Below are 22,479 nucleotides of genomic sequence, written 5' to 3'. Positions count from 1 at the left end.
AACGACCATCGCTGGCAAGCCAGCTCCTGCAAGGAGCCAGCTTGCTGGCGATGGACTCAAGTGCGCCGCGTTTATCCAGTTCACCCGCGTCATCGTTAACGACCTTCGCCAGCAAGCTGGCTCCTACACGGGGTCGTGCCCATGCTCAGGCCAGTGAAATAACCAAAAAAAAAGCCAGCGATCAGGCTGGCTTGAGCTTTCTGGCTGAATCAGGACGCGTCAGCGGCCATTTCAGCGTCATGAGCGATCAGCGAAACAAGGGCGTTCTGCTGTCGATGGGAGAGTTGGCGGAAGCGTTGCAGCAACTCCCGTTCGTGCAAGGAAAGCTCCGGGCTGTCCAGGCGCATGCTCAACTCTTCTCCCAGTGCGCCTTCCTGAATAAGACTCTGCTCAAGGCGCGCAATGATTTCGGAGTTCATGCTGCGATGATGATTGCGAGCCACCTCGGCAATGCGTTCACGCATTCCGTCTGGCAGACGTACGACGAACTTGTCAGCCGTACGGCTGGAATAAATTGCCTGTTTCAATGGGCGCATATATTTAACCGGTTAGTTCAGGGGAGCGGTTTTCGGGATTGGCCGCAGGATGTCTGGTAGGACAAGCTCTCTGACCAAATGTTCAACCTGAATTGATAGAGGCGCGAATCATGCCTCAAACAAGCCAGATCCTTGGCGTCAATTCTGTGACAAATATTGAACTGGATAAAGGCGTTCTGCCAGCACCAATTATCAGAAATGCGCACTGGTTTGAAAAGTTTGACCGGGCCGTTTCGCTTGGCGCTTTCTCCGACCGACGAAAGGTCTCTGGCGGGAGGAAAAAAAGCGGGCTCGATCCCTGCTCCTTGCCCTTACAGAATAGTGGCAAATGGCCGATTTACTAGGGGAGGTCGTATTGACGGGCTGAATTCAGGATGGATGGCAGGCCCTTGCACTGAATCTGCCAAGCCAGGGTCAACGCAGCACCGGATCAAACTTGATCTTGCGTCCGGCAATCAATGCGAGCACGAACAGAGCGGTGAATACACCACAGGCGATCAGGGGGAGGGTGACGACCATGTCCTGGGTCAATGACAGATGAAAAATGCCGCTCAACAAGGCGAGGATGAAAAAACTCGCGGCTGATCTGGACATGCGATGCTCCTGGTGGGGTGATTCAAAATACCAAACGTTCGGCAGGCGGGTTCGGCACCGGGATGTTTTCCTGGCTGGCCTCCTGGCTGACAAAGCCGTGCTGGTCGCTTATCGCTGCCAGCTGCGGAGCCTTCTGCAACTGAAGGTAATGCGGGATGCGTTGGGCAACCTGCGTAGCGCTGCTCTCGGGAAAAAAATGAAAGCCCAGTAAAACTGCCAGTGCGATTGCATTCGAGAGTAAAAGGGCGCATTTCATGGTGCGAGCCTCGGTTGTTCTGTGAGAACAATGGAAGCAGCTCGCATGCCAGAGTTTATCGGCAATTAAATTCTTTAAAAACAATGAATTAAGTTATTTTTGGTAAAGCTCCATATTGCATTTTGCAATGATGGCTTTTTGCAGTGATGCAATTTGCACGGTAAACAGGTCCGCGTCCGGCTCAGGCATCTGCCTACACTTAAAAAGCCTACGGACGACATGACAAAAGCCAGCCCGGCCGTTAACATGCACGCCGTCCATCGCACCGCGTCTCCTCGCGGTCGACTTGTGTCTCAGTAGCTCAATTGGATAGAGCATCCCCCTCCTAAGGGGAAGGTTGGCAGTTCGAACCTGCCCTGGGACACCATATAAATCAAGGCTTTCGCCGGTTATTCCTACCAGATCAGGGAAACGCTACCAGCAGCGTACCAGCGCCAACAAAAAAAGGCTCCGCACTGAACGATCAGGCGGGGCCTTTTTGTTGGTGCTGAATTAACCGGTTAACCCTTCCTCGAACATACAAGTCAACGATTTGCGCTCGTCATTGAAGACGCTGACCGACCATCTCCACCAAGCTGTGGTGTCGTTTCTTCAAACGACACCCTCCACCTTTGAGCGCTCGACAGCCGTGTTGATTCCTACACAGAGTGTCGTTTTCTACACGATTTTTGGCGGGTCGTTGTATCGCCCCTCGATTTAGCCCTCCACCGTCGTACCTGGTCATGTCGGTTCGCGTTTTACCAGGCGCGCGGTCTTGCCTCGGTTTGAAACGGGGGCAAATCGAGCAGCTGCCGAAATCGCGCTTGAAACACGGAAGTGAGCGCGAACCATCCTCGGTTTGAAACAGCAGATGGTCTGTTGATCCTGCTCGGGTTTCGCGATTTAAAATGCCAAAAACCCATAGTGCGCATAATTCCGATTTCAAATCGGAGAACGTTGGGCGATACCGTGGTAACCACGCTGGCAACAGTGATGGTCTGTCCTCCATTGGGGAGTCGTAGGTCGCCCGAAAACCCGCTTCCACAGCACAGCGGCACCCTATGGGGGTATAACAGGCCCGGCAGTGCATGAGGTGTTTGATGTAATGGCCCCGTGTCTGGCGCCACTCGGGGCTGGCTGCGCTGGCGTGTGGACTGTTTGCGAGTTGAGTCGGGCGCTCGATGCGGTTGACGGCCACCAGGTGGGGGCGAGGGCGACTAGCCTTTTTTGGCGAGTCGGTACCGGCCATGGTTGGAGGCATGTGATCGAGCAGACCAGAATGGATACTCATGGCGTCCCTCTGTCGCGATTGTCCATCAATCAATGTGTGACTGGTTTCAAAAAACGGGGGAACGGGGGAACAGTGGGAACAGCCAATGTTTCCAGGGGCTTGAGCGGGGGGACTTGTACCCCAGTGTTTTTTTTGGGGAACAGCAACAGCCAGATCGGCGGAAAGATCGGCTGAGAAGGTAGGTCATCAGCAAGACCAAAATGCACGCATTCTCCGCGTTGGAGGGGAGTCGTTTTGATGAATGCCCCCCCCGTATATTCTCGTTGTAATTGGTCGAGATGAAATGACGGATCACCTCCGCGTTTAAAACGCGGGAGTGAGCACGAGCTATCACTGGTAAAGACCGGCGGATAGTCGAGTTAACCAGGTCATATGCTTAGTTAACCGGGCTACAGGCCATGGTTCCAAAGGCCTCCAGCCCTGTTAACCAACCGAGTTAACCAGTTAACCTAGGAGTTAACCGAGTAAATTAGTCGGTTAACTCCTAGGCTGACTGCCTGAAAGCCCCGGCCCGACTGGCTCTCAGCCGATTTAACCGATCAATTCAAGCGGCTAACCAGTTAACCGAGTATTTTAGTCGGTTAACTCCTTAGTTAACCGCTCTGAAAGCCACAGCCCGCGTGGCTCTCAGGCGAATGGATGGGTCGCCGAGTTAACCAGCTTAAATGCTTAGTTAACCGGGCTGCAGGCCACAGCCCGTAAGGCTTTCAGCCAAGTTAACCAACCGAGTTAACCAGTTAACTAACTTTGGCGGGGTGCCGCTAACGAATTTGCGCGAGTCTTCGCACCCGTGTTCCTCGGAAATCGCCAGGGTCCCCGGCGTGTTTTGGGAGCGCGGTTGCCACCTCCCCCGCCGCCGCGATCTCTTTCATCATCACAACTGCCGACGCGCCGATGGGTTGGTGTATTTCATCTGTCCTGTCGCTCGACGTTGGGCATAAGGGAGCGGAGGGTCAAATAGGCTATGAGGAGGAGAAGCCCGTTATTCAAGGCCTTCAGCCTGAGTGGATGGTTAAACTGGACGCAATGACAAAACAACAACCAGCGTACGAAAATGGGTCATATGTAGCGAAGACGCGGGGCCCGAATTACCCCCTAGCCCCACCCCTTCGGGAGGACCCATTGATTGGACGCAGACGACCCATTGCAACCTGTCAGCACTGGCAGAAGCCGGCCAATAGAAATCATGCTTTTTTTGCATACATAACCCGGGACGACTTCATCTATGCTTTGCAAATTTTAGAACGGCTCCGGCATGTCCGGATGAGCAGGCGCAATAGGAGTAGAAGGATCGACGGTAATCGGAAATGCTTTCTTTAACTCAGCCTCTAACTCTCTTGAGAATTTGCTGACCATATCAGATACCCGGCGAACATCCGCGATAGCTACCAGGACGGGATAGCCATCTTTATCTCTTCCGCCACGGTGAACAATGTCATGACGAATTATAATTTCAGGCATGAATTTCTCGATGCTTGGAAATTTTATTTTTAGCGTCTTTTCGAGTAACGGCTTGGCTTTATCTAATCGGTGCCATATAAATTTCTGTAGGTACTCGATAACTTTTTTCTCTAATCCGTCCATGGCGACGAAAATGTCAGACAGCTTGAGCTTTTCTTGTGAGAAATCTTCATTACTGTTGACAAAAGAACGCAAGATATCTTTGTTCTTTGTCACCCAGTAAGCAGTAGTATCCCAGAGGTATGCTTCTAAAGCCGTTATAGTAGAACTGTGCAGTAGCTGAATTACAAATCCTTGAATTTGCGATTGCTGTGTTAGCGTTTCTTCAATTTGTTTTAAGCGCTCATTAAGCATAATTAATGGATCTGTTCGATGCTCAGGAAGGGTGGAATAAAAATTTTCGTACTCCCACTCATAATCCACCTCTTGGTCAATAGGTGCCCAGCGGTCACCTCCTGGCTCCTGATGCAATTCGTCGATCAGTTCTTCCATTACGTCATATTCAACGAGACCGTCAAAGCGTTCTTGTATTCTGTCATTTGGATCGTGTGGCCCACCGTTTACGAAAATATATCCTCCTTCTCTGCCATTGTATGGGGTGTCATTGGCTGGGTCTTGATAGCGAGCATAAAACCACTGCCTCATAGCCTCGATCTGAAGCTCTCGTGGCGCTTTTGCCAGCCACGTATCGTCTGGGTTAAATTTATTAGAGAACAGGTTGCCTGCTTCACTGGGAAGATCAGGTCTACCATCAAAGTCTAATTCACTCATCGCTATTTCCTCTGGCAGTTTAAATTGTATCGACCATATGCTTTTCTCCTGTTCGGTATCAAGCGCGGTCGAACCTGAATCGCCCTCCCAGCCGCTCTTACTCTGTCAGCGCAGAGGATCAGCGTCCGCAACCCGAAGCGGCTATTCGTGGCATGAATTTTTGGTCGAAAGTGGCCTATTGTGAAAGGCTGCTAATGGTTGCACAACCAACTCTGTGTTTACTTATACTCATGAGGTGGAATAAGGGAAATGTTGATGCCAGTACGGTTTTTCTTTCATCGCGCTTACAAAGTGATCAATAACTGTTTTTATCGCAATATGAGGGGCGGGGGCGAGAATAATTGCTTTCCATACAGTGTCTACCTCAGATCCAGATGATCGGCGATCATCAGTTTTCATGTGAATTATTCGATCCCGAACACTTTTTAGATGTTTATATCCGTGCCAGCATCGCCCGCCTTTTGGTGAGGCACAGCGCAAAATTTCGGGTAGTACATTTGTCAGTTTTTCGTCTAAAGATGTGTAGCGTTCAATCGTTTGCTTGCTAGCCGCCTCTAAAACGACATCACTTCTATGATGACGCGCATAAAAATAATCTGAAGGTATTGTTTCGTTAACGAATGCCTCAAGTGCTGTAAAGGCTAATACAATCGACTCGATCATTTTCTCAACATAATCGAAAGCATCTTCATCAGACGAGAAGTTAACCTCATGATGCAGTGTTTTATCAATGCCACTCCGATCACGGATTTTGCGTGCGGCAATGAAAGCTAAAGCAGATGAATTAAGTAATAGCGCTGATGCATTTGGCAATGGAATAGTAAGCTGTTTTTTCTTAGTTAAAGAGATGATCGAGGATACTGTAATCCGTGTTCCTTTAGGCGACATAACTCCAGACCAAGGTGATACCCAATCCTCCGTCAAGTAAGTGAATGTTTGCAGTCTCCAATCATTGGAGATTAGGCTTTTTGACGGAGCAACTGGCTTCATGGGACACCTAGTCGGAATTGTGAGCGTGACTTTTAGTAGAAGGTGGATGGTGAATTTTATACGCGCCAACCTTAAAACTATAGCTAACAAATCGATTCAAGAAAGCAGGGGCACTCATCAATGAAGTGGGGCTTTGCTCACAAAACTCCGGATACGAGTGACCGCTTGTGGCCGATTGCAATCGGTCACAATGGTGCTTTTTATGGGCTTAGGAGAAACCAAGTCTACCGATGAAATCACCCCGTTGAGGGCCTAGTTTGGCTCGGGTTCACACGATTTGTCGCTTGAATCCTCTTATAAGATTAATTTCTGTTTGCCGCTCTAGGCCCTACACGGCGCGGTCTTCAGGCGTTTCTAGTCTTCCCCGGCATCTTGCTCCTGTCTTGCTCTGCAGCCGGCTTTTTCCGTATTTTTACTCTACAACAGTGGTTGATTATTGAATGGCCTCGCGACCCTTTTGCGGCGCCGCCTCCAGAGAATTACCCGAATTTTCATTTCTGCCGTCCTTCCACCCATGAATCAGAGCAAAAGCCTTGCCGTCTGAATGACCGCTTTCTGCCGATCGCGACTGGCTGAATCCACAGTCAAAAGCGGTCAGTCGCTCAAAACACTTAAAAACCACAAAAGTAATCAGGATCCGAAAATAGCTCACTCGGTCGAAGGGACGGATGCTTTGCTGCCCAAGCGGATTAATTCATTGGAGAAACACAGGCCGACGATGATCAGTGCCGCTCCCGCGTACAGGCTTTCGCGCGGTACTTCATGGAGCGCCACAAACGCCAGCAGCGCGGCGAACAGTGGCTCGGTCAGCTCCAGCGCCTGCACTTGGGATGGCTTGAGATACTCGATGGCCTTGGTGGTGCAGAAGAAGCCGAGGATGGTCGGCAGCGTGGCCAGCGCCAGCAGTGCGGCGATCGCCAGCGGCGACAGCTCGCCGATCACGAAACCATCGGCCGCAGCCGGCATCAGCAGGTACAGACTGCCAAAAAACAGCAATTGCCGGGTGAGGTGCAGCCCCCCGGACACGCCCATCTGCTTCATGGCAACCGAAAACGCCCCATAACCGCAGCCGGCCATGGAGGCAAGCGCAGCGCCTTGCAGGGTAAAGCCCTGTTGCAGGTCGGCGCCAAAGATCACCGCGATCCCGGCGATGGCCAGTGCGGCGCCCACGGTCGCGTTCGCGGTGATCGCATCCTTGAGGAAAATGCGCCCCAGGATGATCGAGGAAATCGAGGCACTGGCCATCAGCACCACCACTACACCTGCCGCAGCGTAATGCCGATAGGCGGACGTTTCGAAGTGAAACAGCACGAAGATGCCAAGGAAGGCGCAGATTGCCGCCTGAGTCCATTTGGCCGTAGACGCCGGGCGCTTGAGGAAAAACAGTAAGATCGAGAGAAGCACGCAACCAAGTACGGTCTTGATGACGGCGACACTGCTGGCAGTGAAGCCATTACTCATGAGTACTTTGCTAAGCACACCGATCGTCGCGTTCAGTGCCGCAGCGGAGAGTGCAAACATGACGCCTTTGCTGAAACTGGATTGCATTGATGACGGTCCCTGTCGTTGCTTTGTCGTTAGATAGAATGCCGGCCCACATCGACGGCGCCAAGTTCGAGGATACGAAGATCCCACCAACCCCAGTATTTATTGGGGCATAAGCTGGATCGCCCAGTAGGATGCCTTGGAAAAGACCATTTAATCGGGGGCTAACGGCTTTGTCGCCCCCAAGGGAGAAGTCAGCGGGCTTAGCCCTTGGCTAGGCAATATGAGTTGACGAACGTTGCGGTGTGCTGCAAAGACTGGCGTATATCCGGTTTGGCTATTCTATGCCTGTTGGCAAATTGCTCGACCGCTGCGGTATCAAAACGAGTGGTCTGGATAAAGTCCAAGGCTTCGGGTTTTGTATTCAAAAACCACGCGACGGGAGGAATACTCAGTAGCAACTTCAGCAATCGCAGCGGAATGTAATGCTTGGGAGACTTTAAGCCCAAAGGTTGTGCCACCTGTATCAGGAGTTCTCGCAAGTTGGGAGTTTGGTCATCAAGCGCCAGCAGTTCCTGGCCCACCATAGCAGGATCAAAAGCACAAACTGCCACCAGCTCAACTAGGTAATCCACGGTGACCAGTGGCAGCCAGTGCTCGGCGGTACCGGGCACTGCAGCGAGCTTTCCCTGCACAAGGTTGCGTATCAGCTCCACCAGCGGCTGACCGTCAAGGATATGCCCCGTGCGGCTGTGGCCACAGACCGTCGCAGGGTGGACAACGGTAATCTCCCCGCCCTTGGCGGACATGACCTCCAGGGTCGCAAAATGCGCCTCCAGCTTGCTCCCCTCGTAACCACCAACACGCCGGTAGACGGCAGGCCAATTCGTCAGCTGCGGATGACGAGGATCAATTCCGATGCGTTGCAGATGCTCATGATTTTTCAGCATGTAGCCGCCGATCATCACTAACCGGCTTTTTTGCTCAGCCGCCAACAGCGCCACGCGCTTTGCCCCTTCCACATTCACCGCACGGGAATGCTCCGCTGAAAGCCCCCAGGCGAAGTGGGCACCCAGGTGGAATACGACGCTGGTGTGCCTTAGCACTTCTCGGTCAGCAAGACTCAGCCCGAGGTTGTCCCGTTCCAGATCGCCAGCTACGGCAAATACCCGGGTTGCGCACCCGCCCAAATTATCGACTTGCTCCCGCAGTGCAGCCAGTCGCTCCGGGCGACGCATCAACACCCGAACGGTGTGGCCTTTTGCACTCAGGTACGCCACCAAATGTTGACCGACGAAGCCGGTACCCCCCGTGACAAAGCACTCCACGCTCATTTCCCTGCTCCTTGTTTAAGGTGAGAAATCAAGCGTAAACTATCGACCCAACTCTATAGTCAAGCGGTGTTTTCATGAAAATCGGCGAACTCGAGGCCCGCAGCGGCGCCAGCCGCCATACGCTGCGTTACTACGAGCAAATCGGCCTGATCTCACCGCTGCGGCAAACTAACAACTATCGCGTTTACACAGTGCAAACTCTGCAGGATCTGGACTTTATCCAGCGCGCGCAAAGCATGGGGTTTTCCCTGGGGGAAATAGGCGAGATTCTGGATGCGCAGCGGAACAAGCTAATCGATTGTGCTGACGGCGCGAGGCTAATTGAAAAGAAGATGGCAGAAATCAAACAGAAAATCGCCAACCTCCAAAGCATTTATCGGTATCTGGATGAAGAGCGTGCAACCCTCGAAGCCAGTGCTGCCAAGCAACTTGAGCTTGAGCAGCTGAACAACTCTTCCAACTGAACTGTCAGCATCCGGGAAACAGAAGCTGCAGCCTGCTTCCAGTTTCAAGCCCATCGCTTACGCATTTTCTAAAACCGTGTGGCCAGGCCCTGGACAGTAAGCGTCCGCCCAACAGACCTTGCGTGGTTAAACGGGCGCCCATCTATGCGGCAGCCACTCGGTAATCTCGCTCGGCCGCTGCATCGGCAGTCGCGTGAGCACGCCCTTTAAATACGCATACCGATCATGGCCGTTAAGCCGTGCGACTGGTTCAAACTCATAATCGCAGCCGCACGTTTGCCGCTGCGTAAGGAGCCCGCGAATAGCCAGTTTGAACGCCCGAAAGCCCACGGCCGGATTTGATTTTCACATCAGTGAATTGCTCCGGATTTGCTAGACACATGATGTCTGTTTTGGGTCCAGAGTGTGAAAAAGCTTCACCAAAATTGAAGTACGCGCATCTACGTTAAATCTGAAATTTATCGGCACGTCAGCAGATGTGGATTTCGCGTAGAAACGCGATTTCCAGTTCGATTTTGAGTACCTGTTGCGCTCAAAAACGTTTTTACACCGCCTCGGTCGGTTTCAGCCGCTCGTGACAGGCAGAGAGCGGTAAGCGTCTGCCTAACACATCTTATTCAATGACCGTTTTCTATATGGCACCAGGAAATTTTGCCCCGCAAATACCCCGAGCCGTGCGAATGGTTATTATGCTTCGCTTATCAGCGTCCTTTACCACCCATTTGTGCTGGAGATGCAAAATGAGCATTGATTGGATCAACTTCACGCCATGGACTTCATTGTGCGGAGGTGCCTTGATAGGACTGGCCATCAGCTTGTTCGTTCTCGCAAATGGCCGTATCGCAGGCATCAGCGGCTTGCTTGGAGGCATGATTCAATTTGGTAGTGAAGGCTGGTGCGAGAAAGCGTTGTTTCTGCTTGGCTTAATGATTTCGCCATTGTTGTGGGGAGCGTTCACCGTCTTGCCAAAGATAGAGATTAATTCAGAGTGGCCTGCCCTGATCATAGCGGGTCTGCTCGTTGGCGTGGGAACCCGTTACGGTTCGGGCTGTACGAGCGGTCACGGAGTGTGTGGGGTCTCCCGACTATCTCCTCGCTCCATCGTGGCAACGGCGTGCTTTATGACTACTGGATTTGCGACGGTGTACGTCAGTCGCCATGTACTGGGGGTTTAAAGATGATCAAATTAGCCGCGTTTTTTGCGGGCTTAATATTTGGGTTAGGTCTGCTACTGGCAGGCATGGCGAACCCAGCCAAGGTATTGGCCTTTCTTGATGTGGCCGGGGCCTGGGATCCGTCACTCGCACTGGTTATGGGAGGAGCCATCTCAGTAGCGATCATCCCTCTAAATTGGGCGCGTAAGAACAGGCAATCTTTGCTTGGGGCCCGCATGCAGTTACCAGCGAAAAATGAGTTGGACGCACGCTTGATTGGTGGCAGCCTGTTGTTCGGTATAGGGTGGGGAATTGCGGGAATCTGCCCTGGACCAGCGGTCGCTCTTTTGCTCACCTGGCATTGGCAAGTCCTCATATTCTTTTCAGCCATGCTGGTCGGCATGTACTTTTTCTCTGCTTTGGAAAGTCGACGCGCGTCTTAATCAGCTGATGGCTATGGACAACACGTTCATAGCTATGCGCTGCTAGCACGCCTTGCTCAACTAGACACGTTGCCATTTTTGCGGCAGCAACTGATCGATTTCGCTCGCTCGCCCGCTGCGTTGGCAGAAGCGTCAGAACATCCTTTAGATAGGCATACGGATTATGCCCATTCAGCCGCGCAGACTGGATCAAGCTCATGATCGCCGCCCTCTGCTTTTCGGCCCTCTGGGTATGGGATCCCAGTTTCAGCGTTGGCTAATGAATAAAGGCCGTCAAGATCGGCGGCACAGAGTATACGGCCTTGGTAAAGGCGAGAAATTGATGCTTTTAAATCCTCACCTATGGTTGTTTTCTGAAAAGCCTCGCAGGCTCTGATCCGTAAGGCCTCCAGAGGATTACCAGAATCTCCAGATCTAACGCCCGTCTACCTGAATCGTGACCGCATTGAAGCCGTATCTAACGGCCCAAACGGTAATGGATCAGTCTGGCCATCTCGTTAATGGCTGTTTTCGCCATCGAGGGCAGCCAATCGGCGATACATCAGCCTAGTCCATTCACTCATCGATATGTCGGGCCTGAGTCGCTGTGATTCACGGGACCGCAAACCCCATAGGGTACGGGGCTTGCGGGGATCGACGGAACAACAACCAACCCATTATAGATAGTCCTTCTCACCTTCACCGTTATTGACCCTCAACTGGCATCACCCGCTACCAGGCGTAACAGTCCGCCGATCAAAGCGCTGAGCGGTATGAAATGGCTCATGTTGATCATGACAGCCTCCGGCCTTTGGTGTAGTGGTGCGCCGGCTCTGGTCAAACGGGCTGATCGTTCAGCCCAGGGTAGCAACGCTGCGCAGGATCAGGCGCACCAACATAGTCTGACGGGTGACTCCAGTTTTGGAGAAGGTGGAGCGCAGGTGCGCGCGCGCCGTGTTGCGGCTGATGCCGAGCTCTTCCGAAGCCTCGTCGAGGGTAAGGCCATTGGCCAACAGCAGGGTCATTTGGGTTTCCGCTGGCGTCAGGTCGAAAAGTGCCCGGACGATCTCCTGCGGTGCACTGGACTCCTGCTCGGGATCGCTGATGAAGATCGCGACTGCTGGGCAGTACTTGCCCTCACTCCACTCGCTCGGTGGTATCGAGCGCACCACAATGCCCAAATCGGCGAGCCCGGACGTGCGCTGCACGCGCATAGCCTCGACCACTGAAGGGTTGCTGCTCTTCTGCGACAGCAGGGCCTGCTTGACCATTTGGCGAAACTGCTGGCTGTCTCGGGATGTGCCGACCTGCAAGCCGTCGTTGACTAGCTTAATGCCGTCCTTTGTCTCCAGCAGGCGTTCGGCCACGCGGTTCTTCTGCAGCACCTTGCCATCCTGATCGAGGATGATGGTGCCCACCGCTAGTTGATCCACCGCGCCGGCATAGAGGTTGCGCTCGCTTTCCATGCGATTGAGGTGCGAGTGCAGCACCACCGCGCGTTCCAGATGGGGCAGAAACAGGGTCAGCAGATCCTTGTCATTCTGGTCAAAGGGCGGATCGCTGCGCCCACGGCTGATGCGGATGCGACACTTGGCGCCTTCCGGGGTACTGATATCGGCACCGAGCACGTGGAACACGTCGGTCGGCTCCATGAAGTTCTTGTAGAACTCCGAGTTCAGCCAGTCAGGGACCGAGACAAATTCGATCAGGCTGACAACTTGACGCTCGGGCAGACCGACAAAGGGATCGAGGGCATAGAAATGTTGGTTATAGGCTGCCGTCACTGCCTCCGAGGAGCCGGAGGTAGAGATGCTCAGGCCATCCACCTGCTGGCTGGGTGTGCGCAGGATGAACGTGGCGTATTTGGACGCCAAGGCATTTTTGAGTTTGTCGAGGAAGGAGGTCCAGGGAATGTTTTCCAACGGCCCTTGATAGAGGGTATCGAGCATTGTGCTGAATTGGTCGAGTGTCAGGGGGTACGGCATATGCAGGCCATCTTCCATCTTATTGTTATAAAGAGCTTTCGACAGGCTATGGGAAAATGACCGCGAAGTTAAGCGTCTTAGCGACGGCTGGCACTTCGACTGTGGTGCTTGTTTCAGGCAGTTTCCGGATGAACGTCGTGAACGTTGAAGTTCGGGACGAGACGCTGGTGGACGATGAGTTCATAGTTCATGGCGATTTTGCAGCCCCAGAGTTTGACAGCATCGTCCGATCAGACGATGGCCGCCCGAACCCCAGTGGCTCTACTGCCAAGCGTCGGTACCGAGCGGTAACGCGGTTGAACTCGTTCCGTGCCAGCACAACCCCGTCGTCAATTCGTCATCAATGGAGAGCCCAGCATGAGCCTGGCCCTGGAAAAACTACTCGCCCCCGCACAACTGGCCGGCCTGGGCCTGCGCAACCGGGTGATCAAAACCGCCACCTTCGAGGGCATGTGCCAGAACGGCATGCCGAGCGATGGGCTAATTCGGCATCACGCCGAGATAGCGGCCGGTGGCACCGGACTGACCACCGTGGCCTACTGCGGCGTGTCGCCGGACGGCCTGACTTTCAAAGATCAGATGTGGATGCACGATGGCGTCCGCCCGCAGTTGCTGCGCCTGGCTGCCGCGGTACATGCCGAGGGGGGGGCGGTGTCCGCGCAGTTGGCCCATTGCGGTAACTTCAGTCGCAACAAACCGCGCAATATCCCGCGACCGCGCGGCCCCAGCCGCAGCATCAACCAATACGGCTTGCTCAGCGGTCTACCTTTGGGCGGTGCCATGACCGCGGCCGATATCCGCAAGACCATCGCCGAGTACGCCGCCGCCGCGGCTTTCGTCAAGGACGTGGGCTTCGATGCCATCGAGATCCACATGGGCCACGGCTATCTGCTCAGCCAGTTCATATCGCCGGCGCTTAACAAGCGTCGTGATGAGTACGGCGGCAGCCTCGAGAACCGAATGCGCCTGCCGCTCGAAATTTTGGCGGCGGTGCGAAAGGCGGTGGGTGTGGACTTTCCGCTATTGGCCAAGCTCAACCTCAGCGACGGCTTCGCCACCGGTCTGCAAATCGATGAGGCTTGCCGGGCCGCACAACTGCTCGAGCGGGGCGGCCTGAATGCTATTGTCATGAGCGGTGGGGTGGTCAGTCGTACGTCAATGTACCTTTTCCGTGGCACCAGCCCACTGGCGCAGATGATTCCCCTGGAGAAGAACCCGCTACAGCGCAAGGCGATGCAATGGTTCGGTGCCGCCAACTTCCAGGAGTTGCCCTACGAGGAGTTATATTTCCTCGATTTGGCGCGCCAGATGCGCCGATCGGTCAAGATGCCGCTGGTCTATCTGGGCGGGGTGAGCAGCGCCGCCGGTATGCGTCGGGTGATGGAAGAGGGTTTCGACTTTATCGCAATGGGACGTGCTCTGCTGCAAGACCAGAATCTGCTGCAGCGCGTGCGAGAGCAAGGCGAGTCCTGGGTCAGCCGCTGCAACCATTGCAACCAGTGCGTGGCCAGTATGGCCCTGCCCGGCGGAACCCGTTGTGTGTTGGATGAACCCCGGGCGTTCGTTCGATAGCTCCTGGGCGCACGTCCAGTCTCGTCGCTGATCGGCGCGAAGGCCTCGCCGGGCCTTCGCGCGTTACATCTTTCTGTCGTTATTGCTAGTTCCTTTCATAGCGTTCGTTATCGATTGGGGGGAGGGGTACCGTCACCCCCAGCGGTTAGTCCCGTCAGACGATGTCCTGCCCAGTCAAGTCCCCCAACAATCATCGCAATGACAGCATTCGTCGCGGCGCGGTGAGTCGTTGTCCGATCCTACAGAATCCATGGAGGTGGCTTGTGAACGACTGCATCATCAATTGGGATGAGTGCTGCGATGTACTCGTAGTGGGCTCCGGGGCGGGGGCTATGACTGCCGCCCTGCGTGCCCACGATCTGGGCCTGAAGGTGTTGCTGATCGAGAAAAGCGAACAGTATGGCGGCACCTCGGCGACCTCCGGTGGTGGTATCTGGATTCCCAACAATCACCGCATTGCTGCCCTGGGTGGCCAGGATTCGGCGGCGGAGGCGATCCATTACATCTGCACGGTGACCGAGAGTGATGATGCCGATGGACGTATTGCCGCCTATGTCGAGAATGGCCGGCACATGGTCAAGTACCTGGAAGACCACAGCTGCGTTCGCTTTGAGGCACAGGCCAGCTACGCCGACTATTACCCGGAAATGGAGGGCGGCAAACCGGGCTACCGCTCCATGGATCCCTTGCCCTTCGATGCGCGCAAACTGGACGCCGAGTTTCTGCGCATGCGTGAGCCGTCCCCTGCCACCTTGATGCTGGGGCGCATGGCCATGACCATGAAGGAGGCACGTGTACTGCTGTGCCGTGGCCCGGGCTGGGTCGGTCTGACTCTCAAGGTGCTGTGGCGCTACTGGCACGACTGGAAGGGCCGACGGCTGTCGCGGCGCGACCGTTACTTGACCCTAGGTAATGCCCTGATTGGAGCATTGCGTCGTTCGCTGATGGATCGCGGTACGCCGCTGTGGCTAAACTGCGCCTTGCAGGAGTTGGTGCTTGACGGAGGCAGGGTGGTCGGCGTGCAGGCTATGCGCAACGGTCGCCGTATCAACATCAAGGCGCGCCACGGGGTGATCCTTGGAGCGGGCGGCTTTGAGCGCAATCAAGCGATGCGCGAGCAGTACCTGCCGCAACCCTCCAAGGTCGACTGGAGCGCCACGCCACCGTACAACACGGGCGACGCTATCCTCGCTGGCCAGCGCATCGGTGCGGACATTGCCCTGATGGGCCACAGTTGGTGGGCACCGACCACCCGCGTCGAAGGCGAGGTGAGGCAACGTCCGCTATTTGTCGAACGCGCGCTGCCAGGTTGCATCCTGGTGGACTCCACCGGGCAGCGCTTCGTCAATGAGGCGGCCCCCTATACCGATATCGTCTACGCCATGTACGCCCGTCAGCGTGAGGGAGTCATCAGCGTGCCTTGCTGGATGGTGTTCGATGCCGATTTCCGTCACAAGTATCCCTGCGGGGCCCTGGCACCGGGCTATGCCGTACCCGACCGGCGCTTGCCCGAAAATCTGTACAGTTGCTTTCACAAGGCCGACAGCCTGATCGAGCTGGCAGCGAAGATTGAAGTCGATGCTACCGGCCTGCTGGGCACCGTCCAGCGCTTCAACCCCATGGCGCAGACCGGTGACGACCAGGATTTCCACAAGGGCAAGTCGCTCTTCGATCGCTATTACGGCGACCCCAACGTGCAGCCCAATCCCTGCCTGGCGCCGCTGCGCAAGGCGCCGTTCTATGCGGTGCGCATCGACGCGGGCGACATCGGCACCAAGGGTGGCCTGCGCACTGATGTCAAGGCGCGGGTGCTGGACGAGGCCGGTCAAGCCATCCCGGGGCTCTACGCGATCGGCAACAACTCTGCCTCGATGATGGGGCGCACCTATCCGGGCGCCGGCGCCACCTTGGGACCTGCAATGACCTTCGGTTACCTGGCGGCCAATCACATAAGGGCCACCGTGAATGACAAGGGTGTTGAGGTCGAGTCGGCTACCTGTCAGTCGTCAATATAAGGGGCCGCGGGAAGGCGCACAGCGCTTTTCCCGCTCTTGGTGCAAGCCCTTTGGGCTAGTCCCCATAGACGATGTTTGCCTATGGGGGGCGTTGCAAGAATCGACTTCAATCTCCATCCGTCATGACGACAAGAGGGCAAAATCATGAGTCAGGTCGATCTGAAGAGTGAAATGTTGCAAGCGATGCGTCGCTTGGCCAAGTCCGTGACCATTATCACCAGCAGCGACGGGCAGCAGCGTTTCGCCATGTCCGCCACGGCGGTGGACTCGTTGTCCACGGAGCCGCCGTCCTTGCTGATCTGCGTGAACAAGACTGCCTCCCTGCATGAAGTACTGGAGGACGGCGCGGACTTCTGCGTGAACATCCTCGGCCTGGAGCAGGAAGAGCTGTCGCAGTTGTGCAGCGGTCCGGTCAAGGGCGAGGCGCGCTTTGTCCGTGGTAACTGGTGCAGCAGCAAGGGGGGCATTCCCTATCTGACCGATGCGCAGTCGGCGATTTTCTGCCGTCAGGACGGCAAGTTCAGCTATGGCACTCACACTATTTTTATCGGGCGTATCCAACAGATCCACAACGGCGGCGCCATCAGCCCGCTGATCTACCTGGACGGCCGTTACACCACCACATCCGAGGCCGCGGCCCTTGCCGTGGCCTGCTGAGGTATGCTCATGACTGCGATGCAAACCCATTCACAGATGCCGCTACAGGTGGCCGATGCAGGCCGGTTGCAGTGGGATGAACAAGCCGATCTGGTGGTGGTCGGTTTCGGCGCCGCCGGTGCCTGCGCCAGTATCGAGGCGGTGAGCCGCGGGCTGGATGTGTTGGCGCTGGATCGTTTCGCCGGCGGTGGTGCCTCCGCGCGCAGTGGTGGCGTGGTCTACGCCGGGGGCGGCACCGCGCAGCAGCAAGCGGCCGGTGTCGAGGATTCGCCGCAGGCGATGTTCGACTACCTCTGCCAGGAAACCGGCGATGCCGTGAGCGACGAGACCCTGCGTGACTTCTGTGAGCGCAGTCGCGAACAGATAGCCTGGTTGGAGCACCAGGGCGCCAGTTTTCAGGGCAGCGTGCCACCGGTGAAAACTTCCTACCCCAGTGATCAGTACTTTCTCTACTACTCCGGCAACGAGGCAGTACCTACCTATGCCGCCAAAGCCAAGCCGGCGCCGCGCGGTCATCGCACGGTAAGTTCCGGGCAGTCCGGCCACGCGCTGTTCGCCGCACTCAAGTCCAGCGCCCTGTACCAAGGCGTGCGCCTGCAGGTGCAGAGTGAAGTACGTCGCCTGGTGCAGGATGAAGCCGGCGCGGTTCTCGGTGTCGAAGTCTGGCGCTTGCCGTTTGGCAGTCGCATTGCGGAGCGTCACGCGCGCCTGTCGCGTTGGGTCGATGAGTTGCACGTCTATGCACCGTCACTGGCCGAGCGCCTGCGCCGCAAGTTGCGTCAGATGGAACTGACCCATGCCGAGCGGCGGTTGATCCGCGCCCGGCATGGCGTGCTGTTGAGTGCCGGTGGCTTTATCTTCAATCGCGGGATGATTGCCCAGTACGCACCGAAGTACCTGCCCGGCCTGCCCTTGGGTACCAGCGGCTGCGATGGCAGCGGCATACGCCTGGGGCTGGGTGCCGGTGGTGAGCCGGCGCATATGGAGCGGGCCAGTGCCTGGCGCTTCATCAATCCACCGCTGGCCTGGGCCCATGGTGTGATCGTCAACGCCGATGGCCAGCGTTATTGCAATGAAGAGGTTTATGGTGCCACGCTCGGCCATGCCATGGTCGAGAAGCAGGATGGTCGGGCTCTCCTGATCATCAATCGGCGCCTGCTCAAGCAGGCCTTTGTGCAGATCGGGCCGGGCAAGGTCTGGTCGTTCCAGCGCCTGCCGGCGTTGCTCAATATGCTGTTCAACATCAAGCGAGGCAAAAGCCTGGCGCAGTTGGCGAGCAAGACCGGGCTGCCGCTGTCGGGCCTTGAGGAAACGCTGACCGCATACAACCGTGCGGCCCGTGGCGAGTGCAAGGATCCGTTGGGCAAGTCGCCAGCCTTTCTCGCCTCCCTGGAGCAGGGGCCGTGGTATGCCATGGATCTGTCGGTGGACAGCAAGCTGTCCCCCTGCGCGATGATCACTCTGGGCGGCCTCAAGGTCTGCGAGCGCAGTGGTCAGGTGCTGAACACGGACCAACAGCCGATCAGCGGGCTCTACGCCGCGGGGCGCAACGCCGTGGGCGTCGCTTCCAATCTCTATGTGTCCGGTCTGTCCTTGGCGGACTGTGTGTATTCCGGGCGCCGGGTCGGTGCTCACCTAGCCCTTAAGGCCGTTGCAAAAAACTCCACAGGAGATCCCGCATGACGCGACTTGAAGGCAAGGTCACCGACGGCGCGGCATCGGTTTGCCATGCGTGTGCCGATTTGCCGCCGAGGTTGCCCGAGTGGTGTGACTGAAATCGGTGCGCCGGTCGTGCAAGCCCTGACCAGCCCCGAAGGGCTGCAGATGTCGCCGCTGTTCCTCTGCCTGGATGTACGGGCAGAGGCACAAGTGCAGCATTGCGTGGAGGATGTGCACCAACTCTTGGGACTTATCGACGTTCTGGTCAACGCGGCTGGTGTGACCAGCCTGGGTAACATCACTGCCACCAGGACGGCAGTTCAATCATCAACATCGGCTCGATCTTTGGCAAGCAAGGGTGCGCTAGCCAATCGGGCTTTCCTCTTCTGGTTCCGAGAACTTGGCCAACTTCACATTGCCGCCCCGGCTGCACGATCTGATGCAGCTGAGCGCGGCCGACAAGGTCAAGGGTACGTTGCGCTCCGGGCTGTGCCTCAGCTGAGAGACGAATCGCCGCCGAACACCGCCACGCTGTTATGCAGCATATGGGTAAGTTCGCTGTGACGGGTGACGCCGGTTTTGGCATAGATTGAACGCATGTGAGTTTTCACGGTGTTACGTCGGATGTTCAGCCGCTCGCCCGCTTCCTCCAGGGAATGGCCGTGGGCCAACTGGATCGTCAGTTCGGCTTCGGTTGGGGTCAAACCGAACAATTGGCGTAGCGTCTGCTGGTGCACGCAGGCCTTGTGCAGCGGGTCACGCAGGTAGACCACCAGAGCCGGTTGACGTCTTTCCGGACTGTCCAGGCGCGGCAAGCTGCGCACCACAACGCCGAGGCTGGCGCGGCCGGAAGGCCGCTGCAATGTGATTGCCTCGGCGATCTGCGGCCCAGGCCGCACGCGCTGTTCCCGAACCTGGCCGATCAGTTGCTGCAAAGCATTGTTGTCGCGCTCGAAAGCGGCCTGCAGGCTGTCGTTGAGCAAGCTCAGACCGTCGTTCTCGGTCAGCAGGTCTTGGGCGGCCTGGTTGCACTCCAGTACCTTGTATTGGTCGTCGAGGATTATCGTGCCGATCTGTAGACGCTCCACGGTCGAGGCGTACAGAAGCCGTTCGGCCTCGCTGCGTTTGAGCTGACCGCGTAGGCTGACCGCTCGCCGCAGGTGCGGCAACAGGCGCTTGCAGAGCGCTTTGTCCGCCACACTGAAGGCGCCGTCCCGGCGTGGCCGGCAGATGCGCAGGCGGCATTCACGGCCATCCGTACTGTGCAGATCGGCGCCCAGTATGTAGAAGATGTCCAGCGGTTCGTTGAACTGCTGGTAGAAGTCGGAGTTCAGCCAGCGCTCCTCGCCGAGTATTTCCGTCACCGTGTGCACTTCGCCGGGAGGCAGGCCGATGAAGGGGTCGAGGGCATAGTAGGTGCTGCCATAGGCGCTGACCGCCCAGGTCGAGACGGCGCCAGCATTGACCATGAACCCGCAATCATCGGGCGTTGACGGGCGCAGAATCAGGGTTGCGTAGTTGGCCCCCAGGAGGCTGCGCAACCGTTCGAGGCTTTGTTGCCAGGGCCATGTTTCACCGGCCCCTTCATAGATGAGTTCGATGAGTTGGCAAAGCTCATCCAGCGAAACGTTGGCAGTGTCCATAGACCTCGCTCAACTTGGTTTACCTCGGATGTCGCGGCCCTTAGCGCAGCGGCGACGACGTTGTTGCCAGTCAAGCCTCACCCGCAGAGTCGCAGCAGACATCGTTCGAATGGAGGATGCGGCGGTCGCTTAATTTTGCTAATTCCACCTCGCCTCAGTCCAGGGCGGCTATCAGAGCCCTATTTCGGCCAAGTCACCCTTAGGGGTTAGTCCCGTCAAGGGATGTGAGTTGGGGGCGTGCTAGGGATTATTCGGGTCGATATCCATCACCTTAGGGGAAAGCAGCATGGACATTTCGATGAACGATCAAGCACCGAGCGTGGTGCAACGCTTTGCCCGCGGCTGGCATTGTCTCGGTCTGGCCGCCGATTTCGCCGATGGCAATCCCCATCGGCTGAACATCTTTGGCACTCGCCTGGTGGCCTTTCGCGGTGACGATGGAACGCTGAATATCCTCGACGGTTACTGCCCGCACATGGGCGCCGATCTCAGTGACGGCTGCGTGGAAGGCAATTCCCTGCGGTGTCCGTTCCACCACTGGCGCTGGGGCGCTGATGGTGTCTGTGATGACATCCCTTACGCCAAGCGCATCCCGCCGCGTGCCAAGATCAAAAGCTGGCCGATCCTGGAGCAGAATAAGCTGCTGTTCATCTGGCACGACGCCGAGGGCAACGTACCGGATCCGGAGGTGATGATCCCGCGCATCGACGCCTGCTTCTCTGAGCAATGGACCGACTGGATGATGCGCAAGATGGTGATTAACACCAACTGCCGCGAGCTGGTGGACAACCTGGCGGACTCTGCCCATTTCGGCCCTGTGCACGGCTCGCCGGCGAGTTATTTTTGTAACACCTTCGATGGCCACATCGGCTACCAGATGTTCCGCGGCGAGGACAGCGAACTGCTCGGCCGTGGACTGTGTGCCGACAGCGCCTACTTCGGGCCCGCTTACCACATCACCCGCATGCGCGCCGAAACCGCTGGGCAGACCGTCGATACCATCCTTCTGAACTGCCACGTGCCGATCGACCAGAGCAGCTTCGAGCTGCGTTACGCGATCAAGGTGCGCAAGGTCCCGGGGCTATCCGAAGAGCAAAACCAAGCCATCGCCCAATCCTATTCCGAGCAGGCGCACAAGTCGTTCTTCCAGGACGTGGAGATCTGGCACAACAAGATCCGCGTGGACAAACCTGTACTTTCTGACGGCGACGGCCCGGTGTATCAGCTACGTGAGTGGTACGAGCAGTTCTACACCGATGTTGCAGCGCTACCGGCCCCGGAGCTCAAGGTGTTCGAACACCGGGACGGCAACTGGAAAACCCTCGATGCGGTGCCCGAATTGGCCCGTAGCGAACTGCACCTGATCTGAGGAGCCTGCCATGAGACTTGCAAACAAGGTTGCCTTGGTCACGGGGGCAGGTTCGGGTATAGGTCGCGCCACTGCGGAGTTGTTCGCCGCCGAGGGTGCTCGTGTGGTGTTGGCCGATATCGACGAGGCGGCGGCGCGCCGAGTGCTGGAAACTCTCCCGGCGGGCGCCGAAGGCTTGGCATGGGGGTGCGACATCGCCGATGGCGCCTCGGTGCAACGGCTGTTCGTCGAGATCGAGCAGCGTTTTGGCCGCCTCGACGTGCTTGTCAATAATGCCGGTCTTGGACAGGTGCCTGGTGACGGCTTCGACCTGTACCAGCAGCGCCTTGCCCAGCGTAACGAGCAACTCGCCGCCGGTCGGGTGCCGGAGGTATTCACCGATATGGTGGTCGACCTCACAGACGAGGGCTGGCGACGCCTGCTCGCAATCAATCTGGACGGCGCCTTTTACTGCAGCCGCTCCGCTGTTCGACTAATGATCGCCTGCGCCAGCCGCGGCTCGATCGTCAACATTGCCAGTTCCTCGGCGCTCAGTGGCGAGGGGCCGCTGGCGTACTGTGCGGCCAAGGCGGCGATGCTCGGCATGACCAAATGCCTGGCGCGCGACCTCGGCGCACGTGGCATCCGAGTCAACGCCATCTGCCCTGGGCCGACCCGTACCCCTCTGATGCAATCGATTTCCGAAGAGTGGGCCAAGGCCCTGGAACGAGCCATCCCGCTGGGGCACATGCTCGAACCTGGGGAAATCGCCCAGACCAGCCTGTTTCTGGCCAGCGACGAATCCAGTGCCTTCACCGGCCAGACCCTGGCCGCCAGCGGCGGCATGTTGATGCTTTGAAAGG

Annotated in this window: 19 protein-coding genes, 1 tRNA gene and 2 pseudogenes; 11 read left to right on the top strand and 11 right to left on the bottom strand. The window is 56.8% G+C overall.

Going from position 1 to position 22,479, the window contains the following annotated elements; genetic code table 11:
- Positions 1 to 209: 209 nt before the first annotated feature.
- The 3 genes from CD175_RS12290 to CD175_RS12275 all read right to left on the bottom strand — a co-directional run bounded on the left by CD175_RS12290 (position 210) and on the right by CD175_RS12275 (position 1,386).
- Positions 210 to 536 carry an Arc family DNA-binding protein gene (locus tag CD175_RS12290; protein ID WP_003178899.1) on the bottom strand — a complete coding sequence of 109 codons (327 nt, stop codon included), beginning with the start codon at positions 534 to 536 and terminating at the stop codon, positions 210 to 212.
- A gap of 414 nt (positions 537 to 950) precedes the next feature.
- The gene (locus tag CD175_RS12280; protein WP_104449119.1) at positions 951 to 1,130 is read right to left on the bottom strand and encodes a PA3371 family protein; all 180 of its coding nucleotides are present in this window, start codon (positions 1,128 to 1,130) and stop codon (positions 951 to 953) included.
- Positions 1,131 to 1,152: 22 nt separating this feature from the next.
- A complete protein-coding gene (locus tag CD175_RS12275) occupies positions 1,153 to 1,386 on the bottom strand; it encodes a hypothetical protein (protein ID WP_104449118.1) in 234 nt (77 codons plus the stop codon).
- 290 nt (positions 1,387 to 1,676) lie between these two features.
- Between CD175_RS12275 and CD175_RS12265 the strand changes: the two genes are divergently transcribed.
- Positions 1,677 to 1,753: transfer RNA gene (locus CD175_RS12265), tRNA-Arg, on the top strand.
- Positions 1,754 to 3,895: 2,142 nt separating this feature from the next.
- On the opposite strand, the gene CD175_RS31075 is transcribed toward CD175_RS12265, so the two are convergent.
- The 4 genes from CD175_RS31075 to CD175_RS12230 all read right to left on the bottom strand — a co-directional run bounded on the left by CD175_RS31075 (position 3,896) and on the right by CD175_RS12230 (position 8,697).
- Positions 3,896 to 4,888: a hypothetical protein gene (locus tag CD175_RS31075; protein WP_146094575.1), complete on the bottom strand. Its 993-nt coding sequence runs from the start codon at positions 4,886 to 4,888 to the stop codon at positions 3,896 to 3,898.
- A 228-nt stretch (positions 4,889 to 5,116) separates the two neighbouring features.
- Positions 5,117 to 5,878 carry a hypothetical protein gene (locus CD175_RS31070; protein WP_146094574.1) on the bottom strand — a complete coding sequence of 254 codons (762 nt, stop codon included), beginning with the start codon at positions 5,876 to 5,878 and terminating at the stop codon, positions 5,117 to 5,119.
- 648 nt (positions 5,879 to 6,526) lie between these two features.
- Positions 6,527 to 7,426 carry a DMT family transporter gene (locus tag CD175_RS12240; RefSeq protein ID WP_104449113.1) on the bottom strand — a complete coding sequence of 300 codons (900 nt, stop codon included), beginning with the start codon at positions 7,424 to 7,426 and terminating at the stop codon, positions 6,527 to 6,529.
- A 200-nt stretch (positions 7,427 to 7,626) separates the two neighbouring features.
- Positions 7,627 to 8,697: an SDR family oxidoreductase gene (locus tag CD175_RS12230; protein ID WP_104449112.1), complete on the bottom strand. Its 1,071-nt coding sequence runs from the start codon at positions 8,695 to 8,697 to the stop codon at positions 7,627 to 7,629.
- A gap of 74 nt (positions 8,698 to 8,771) precedes the next feature.
- On the opposite strand from CD175_RS12230, the gene CD175_RS12225 reads away from it, so the two are divergent.
- Positions 8,772 to 9,161: a MerR family transcriptional regulator gene (locus CD175_RS12225; RefSeq protein WP_104449111.1), complete on the top strand. Its 390-nt coding sequence runs from the start codon at positions 8,772 to 8,774 to the stop codon at positions 9,159 to 9,161.
- A gap of 126 nt (positions 9,162 to 9,287) precedes the next feature.
- On the opposite strand, the pseudogene CD175_RS12220 reads toward CD175_RS12225, so the two are convergent.
- Positions 9,288 to 9,508 (bottom strand): annotated as a pseudogene (locus CD175_RS12220) (transposase domain-containing protein); the annotation flags it as partial.
- 393 nt (positions 9,509 to 9,901) lie between these two features.
- Here CD175_RS12220 and CD175_RS12215 point away from each other — a divergent pair.
- Both CD175_RS12215 and CD175_RS12210 read left to right on the top strand, forming a co-directional pair.
- Entirely contained in the window at positions 9,902 to 10,336 is a 435-nt protein-coding gene (locus CD175_RS12215; protein ID WP_104449110.1) for a YeeE/YedE family protein, read from the top strand.
- Positions 10,337 to 10,338: 2 nt separating this feature from the next.
- Positions 10,339 to 10,758, top strand: coding sequence for a DUF6691 family protein (locus CD175_RS12210; RefSeq protein WP_104449109.1), 420 nt, complete (start codon positions 10,339 to 10,341; stop codon positions 10,756 to 10,758).
- A gap of 60 nt (positions 10,759 to 10,818) precedes the next feature.
- On the opposite strand, the pseudogene CD175_RS12205 reads toward CD175_RS12210, so the two are convergent.
- A pseudogene (locus tag CD175_RS12205) lies at positions 10,819 to 10,984 on the bottom strand (transposase domain-containing protein); the annotation flags it as partial.
- A gap of 607 nt (positions 10,985 to 11,591) precedes the next feature.
- Positions 11,592 to 12,722 (bottom strand): helix-turn-helix transcriptional regulator, encoded by a 1,131-nt coding sequence (locus tag CD175_RS12200; protein ID WP_104449108.1) that lies wholly within the window; start codon positions 12,720 to 12,722, stop codon positions 11,592 to 11,594.
- Positions 12,723 to 13,079: 357 nt separating this feature from the next.
- Between CD175_RS12200 and CD175_RS12195 the strand changes: the two genes are divergently transcribed.
- The 5 genes from CD175_RS12195 to CD175_RS31065 all read left to right on the top strand — a co-directional run bounded on the left by CD175_RS12195 (position 13,080) and on the right by CD175_RS31065 (position 19,189).
- The gene (locus tag CD175_RS12195) at positions 13,080 to 14,294 is read left to right on the top strand and encodes an NADH:flavin oxidoreductase (RefSeq protein ID WP_104449107.1); all 1,215 of its coding nucleotides are present in this window, start codon (positions 13,080 to 13,082) and stop codon (positions 14,292 to 14,294) included.
- Between the two features lie 263 nt (positions 14,295 to 14,557).
- A complete protein-coding gene (locus tag CD175_RS12190) occupies positions 14,558 to 16,309 on the top strand; it encodes an FAD-dependent oxidoreductase (RefSeq protein ID WP_276309744.1) in 1,752 nt (583 codons plus the stop codon).
- Between the two features lie 144 nt (positions 16,310 to 16,453).
- Complete coding sequence (locus CD175_RS12185; RefSeq protein ID WP_104449105.1) at positions 16,454 to 16,966, top strand: flavin reductase family protein; 513 nt, start codon at positions 16,454 to 16,456, stop codon at positions 16,964 to 16,966.
- A 9-nt stretch (positions 16,967 to 16,975) separates the two neighbouring features.
- On the top strand, positions 16,976 to 18,649 hold the full coding sequence (locus CD175_RS12180; RefSeq protein WP_414877278.1) for an FAD-binding protein: 1,674 nt from the start codon (positions 16,976 to 16,978) through the stop codon (positions 18,647 to 18,649).
- A 51-nt stretch (positions 18,650 to 18,700) separates the two neighbouring features.
- Positions 18,701 to 19,189 (top strand): SDR family NAD(P)-dependent oxidoreductase, encoded by a 489-nt coding sequence (locus CD175_RS31065; RefSeq protein ID WP_414877294.1) that lies wholly within the window; start codon positions 18,701 to 18,703, stop codon positions 19,187 to 19,189.
- On the opposite strand, the gene CD175_RS12175 is transcribed toward CD175_RS31065, so the two are convergent.
- On the bottom strand, positions 19,120 to 20,268 hold the full coding sequence (locus CD175_RS12175; RefSeq protein WP_104449104.1) for a helix-turn-helix transcriptional regulator: 1,149 nt from the start codon (positions 20,266 to 20,268) through the stop codon (positions 19,120 to 19,122). The genes CD175_RS31065 and CD175_RS12175 overlap by 70 nt on opposite strands.
- A 298-nt stretch (positions 20,269 to 20,566) precedes the next feature.
- Here CD175_RS12175 and CD175_RS12170 point away from each other — a divergent pair, with 298 nt between their 5' ends.
- Entirely contained in the window at positions 20,567 to 21,637 is a 1,071-nt protein-coding gene (locus CD175_RS12170; RefSeq protein ID WP_240628974.1) for a 3-ketosteroid-9-alpha-monooxygenase, oxygenase component, read from the top strand.
- 10 nt (positions 21,638 to 21,647) lie between these two features.
- Positions 21,648 to 22,475: an SDR family NAD(P)-dependent oxidoreductase gene (locus tag CD175_RS12165; RefSeq protein WP_104449102.1), complete on the top strand. Its 828-nt coding sequence runs from the start codon at positions 21,648 to 21,650 to the stop codon at positions 22,473 to 22,475.
- The last annotated feature ends 4 nt before the right edge of the window (positions 22,476 to 22,479 follow it).

The organism is Pseudomonas laurylsulfatiphila (assembly GCF_002934665.1).
Taxonomy (GTDB): Bacteria; Pseudomonadota; Gammaproteobacteria; order Pseudomonadales; family Pseudomonadaceae; genus Aquipseudomonas; species Aquipseudomonas laurylsulfatiphila.
This window is presented reverse-complemented; position numbering and strand designations above follow the sequence as displayed.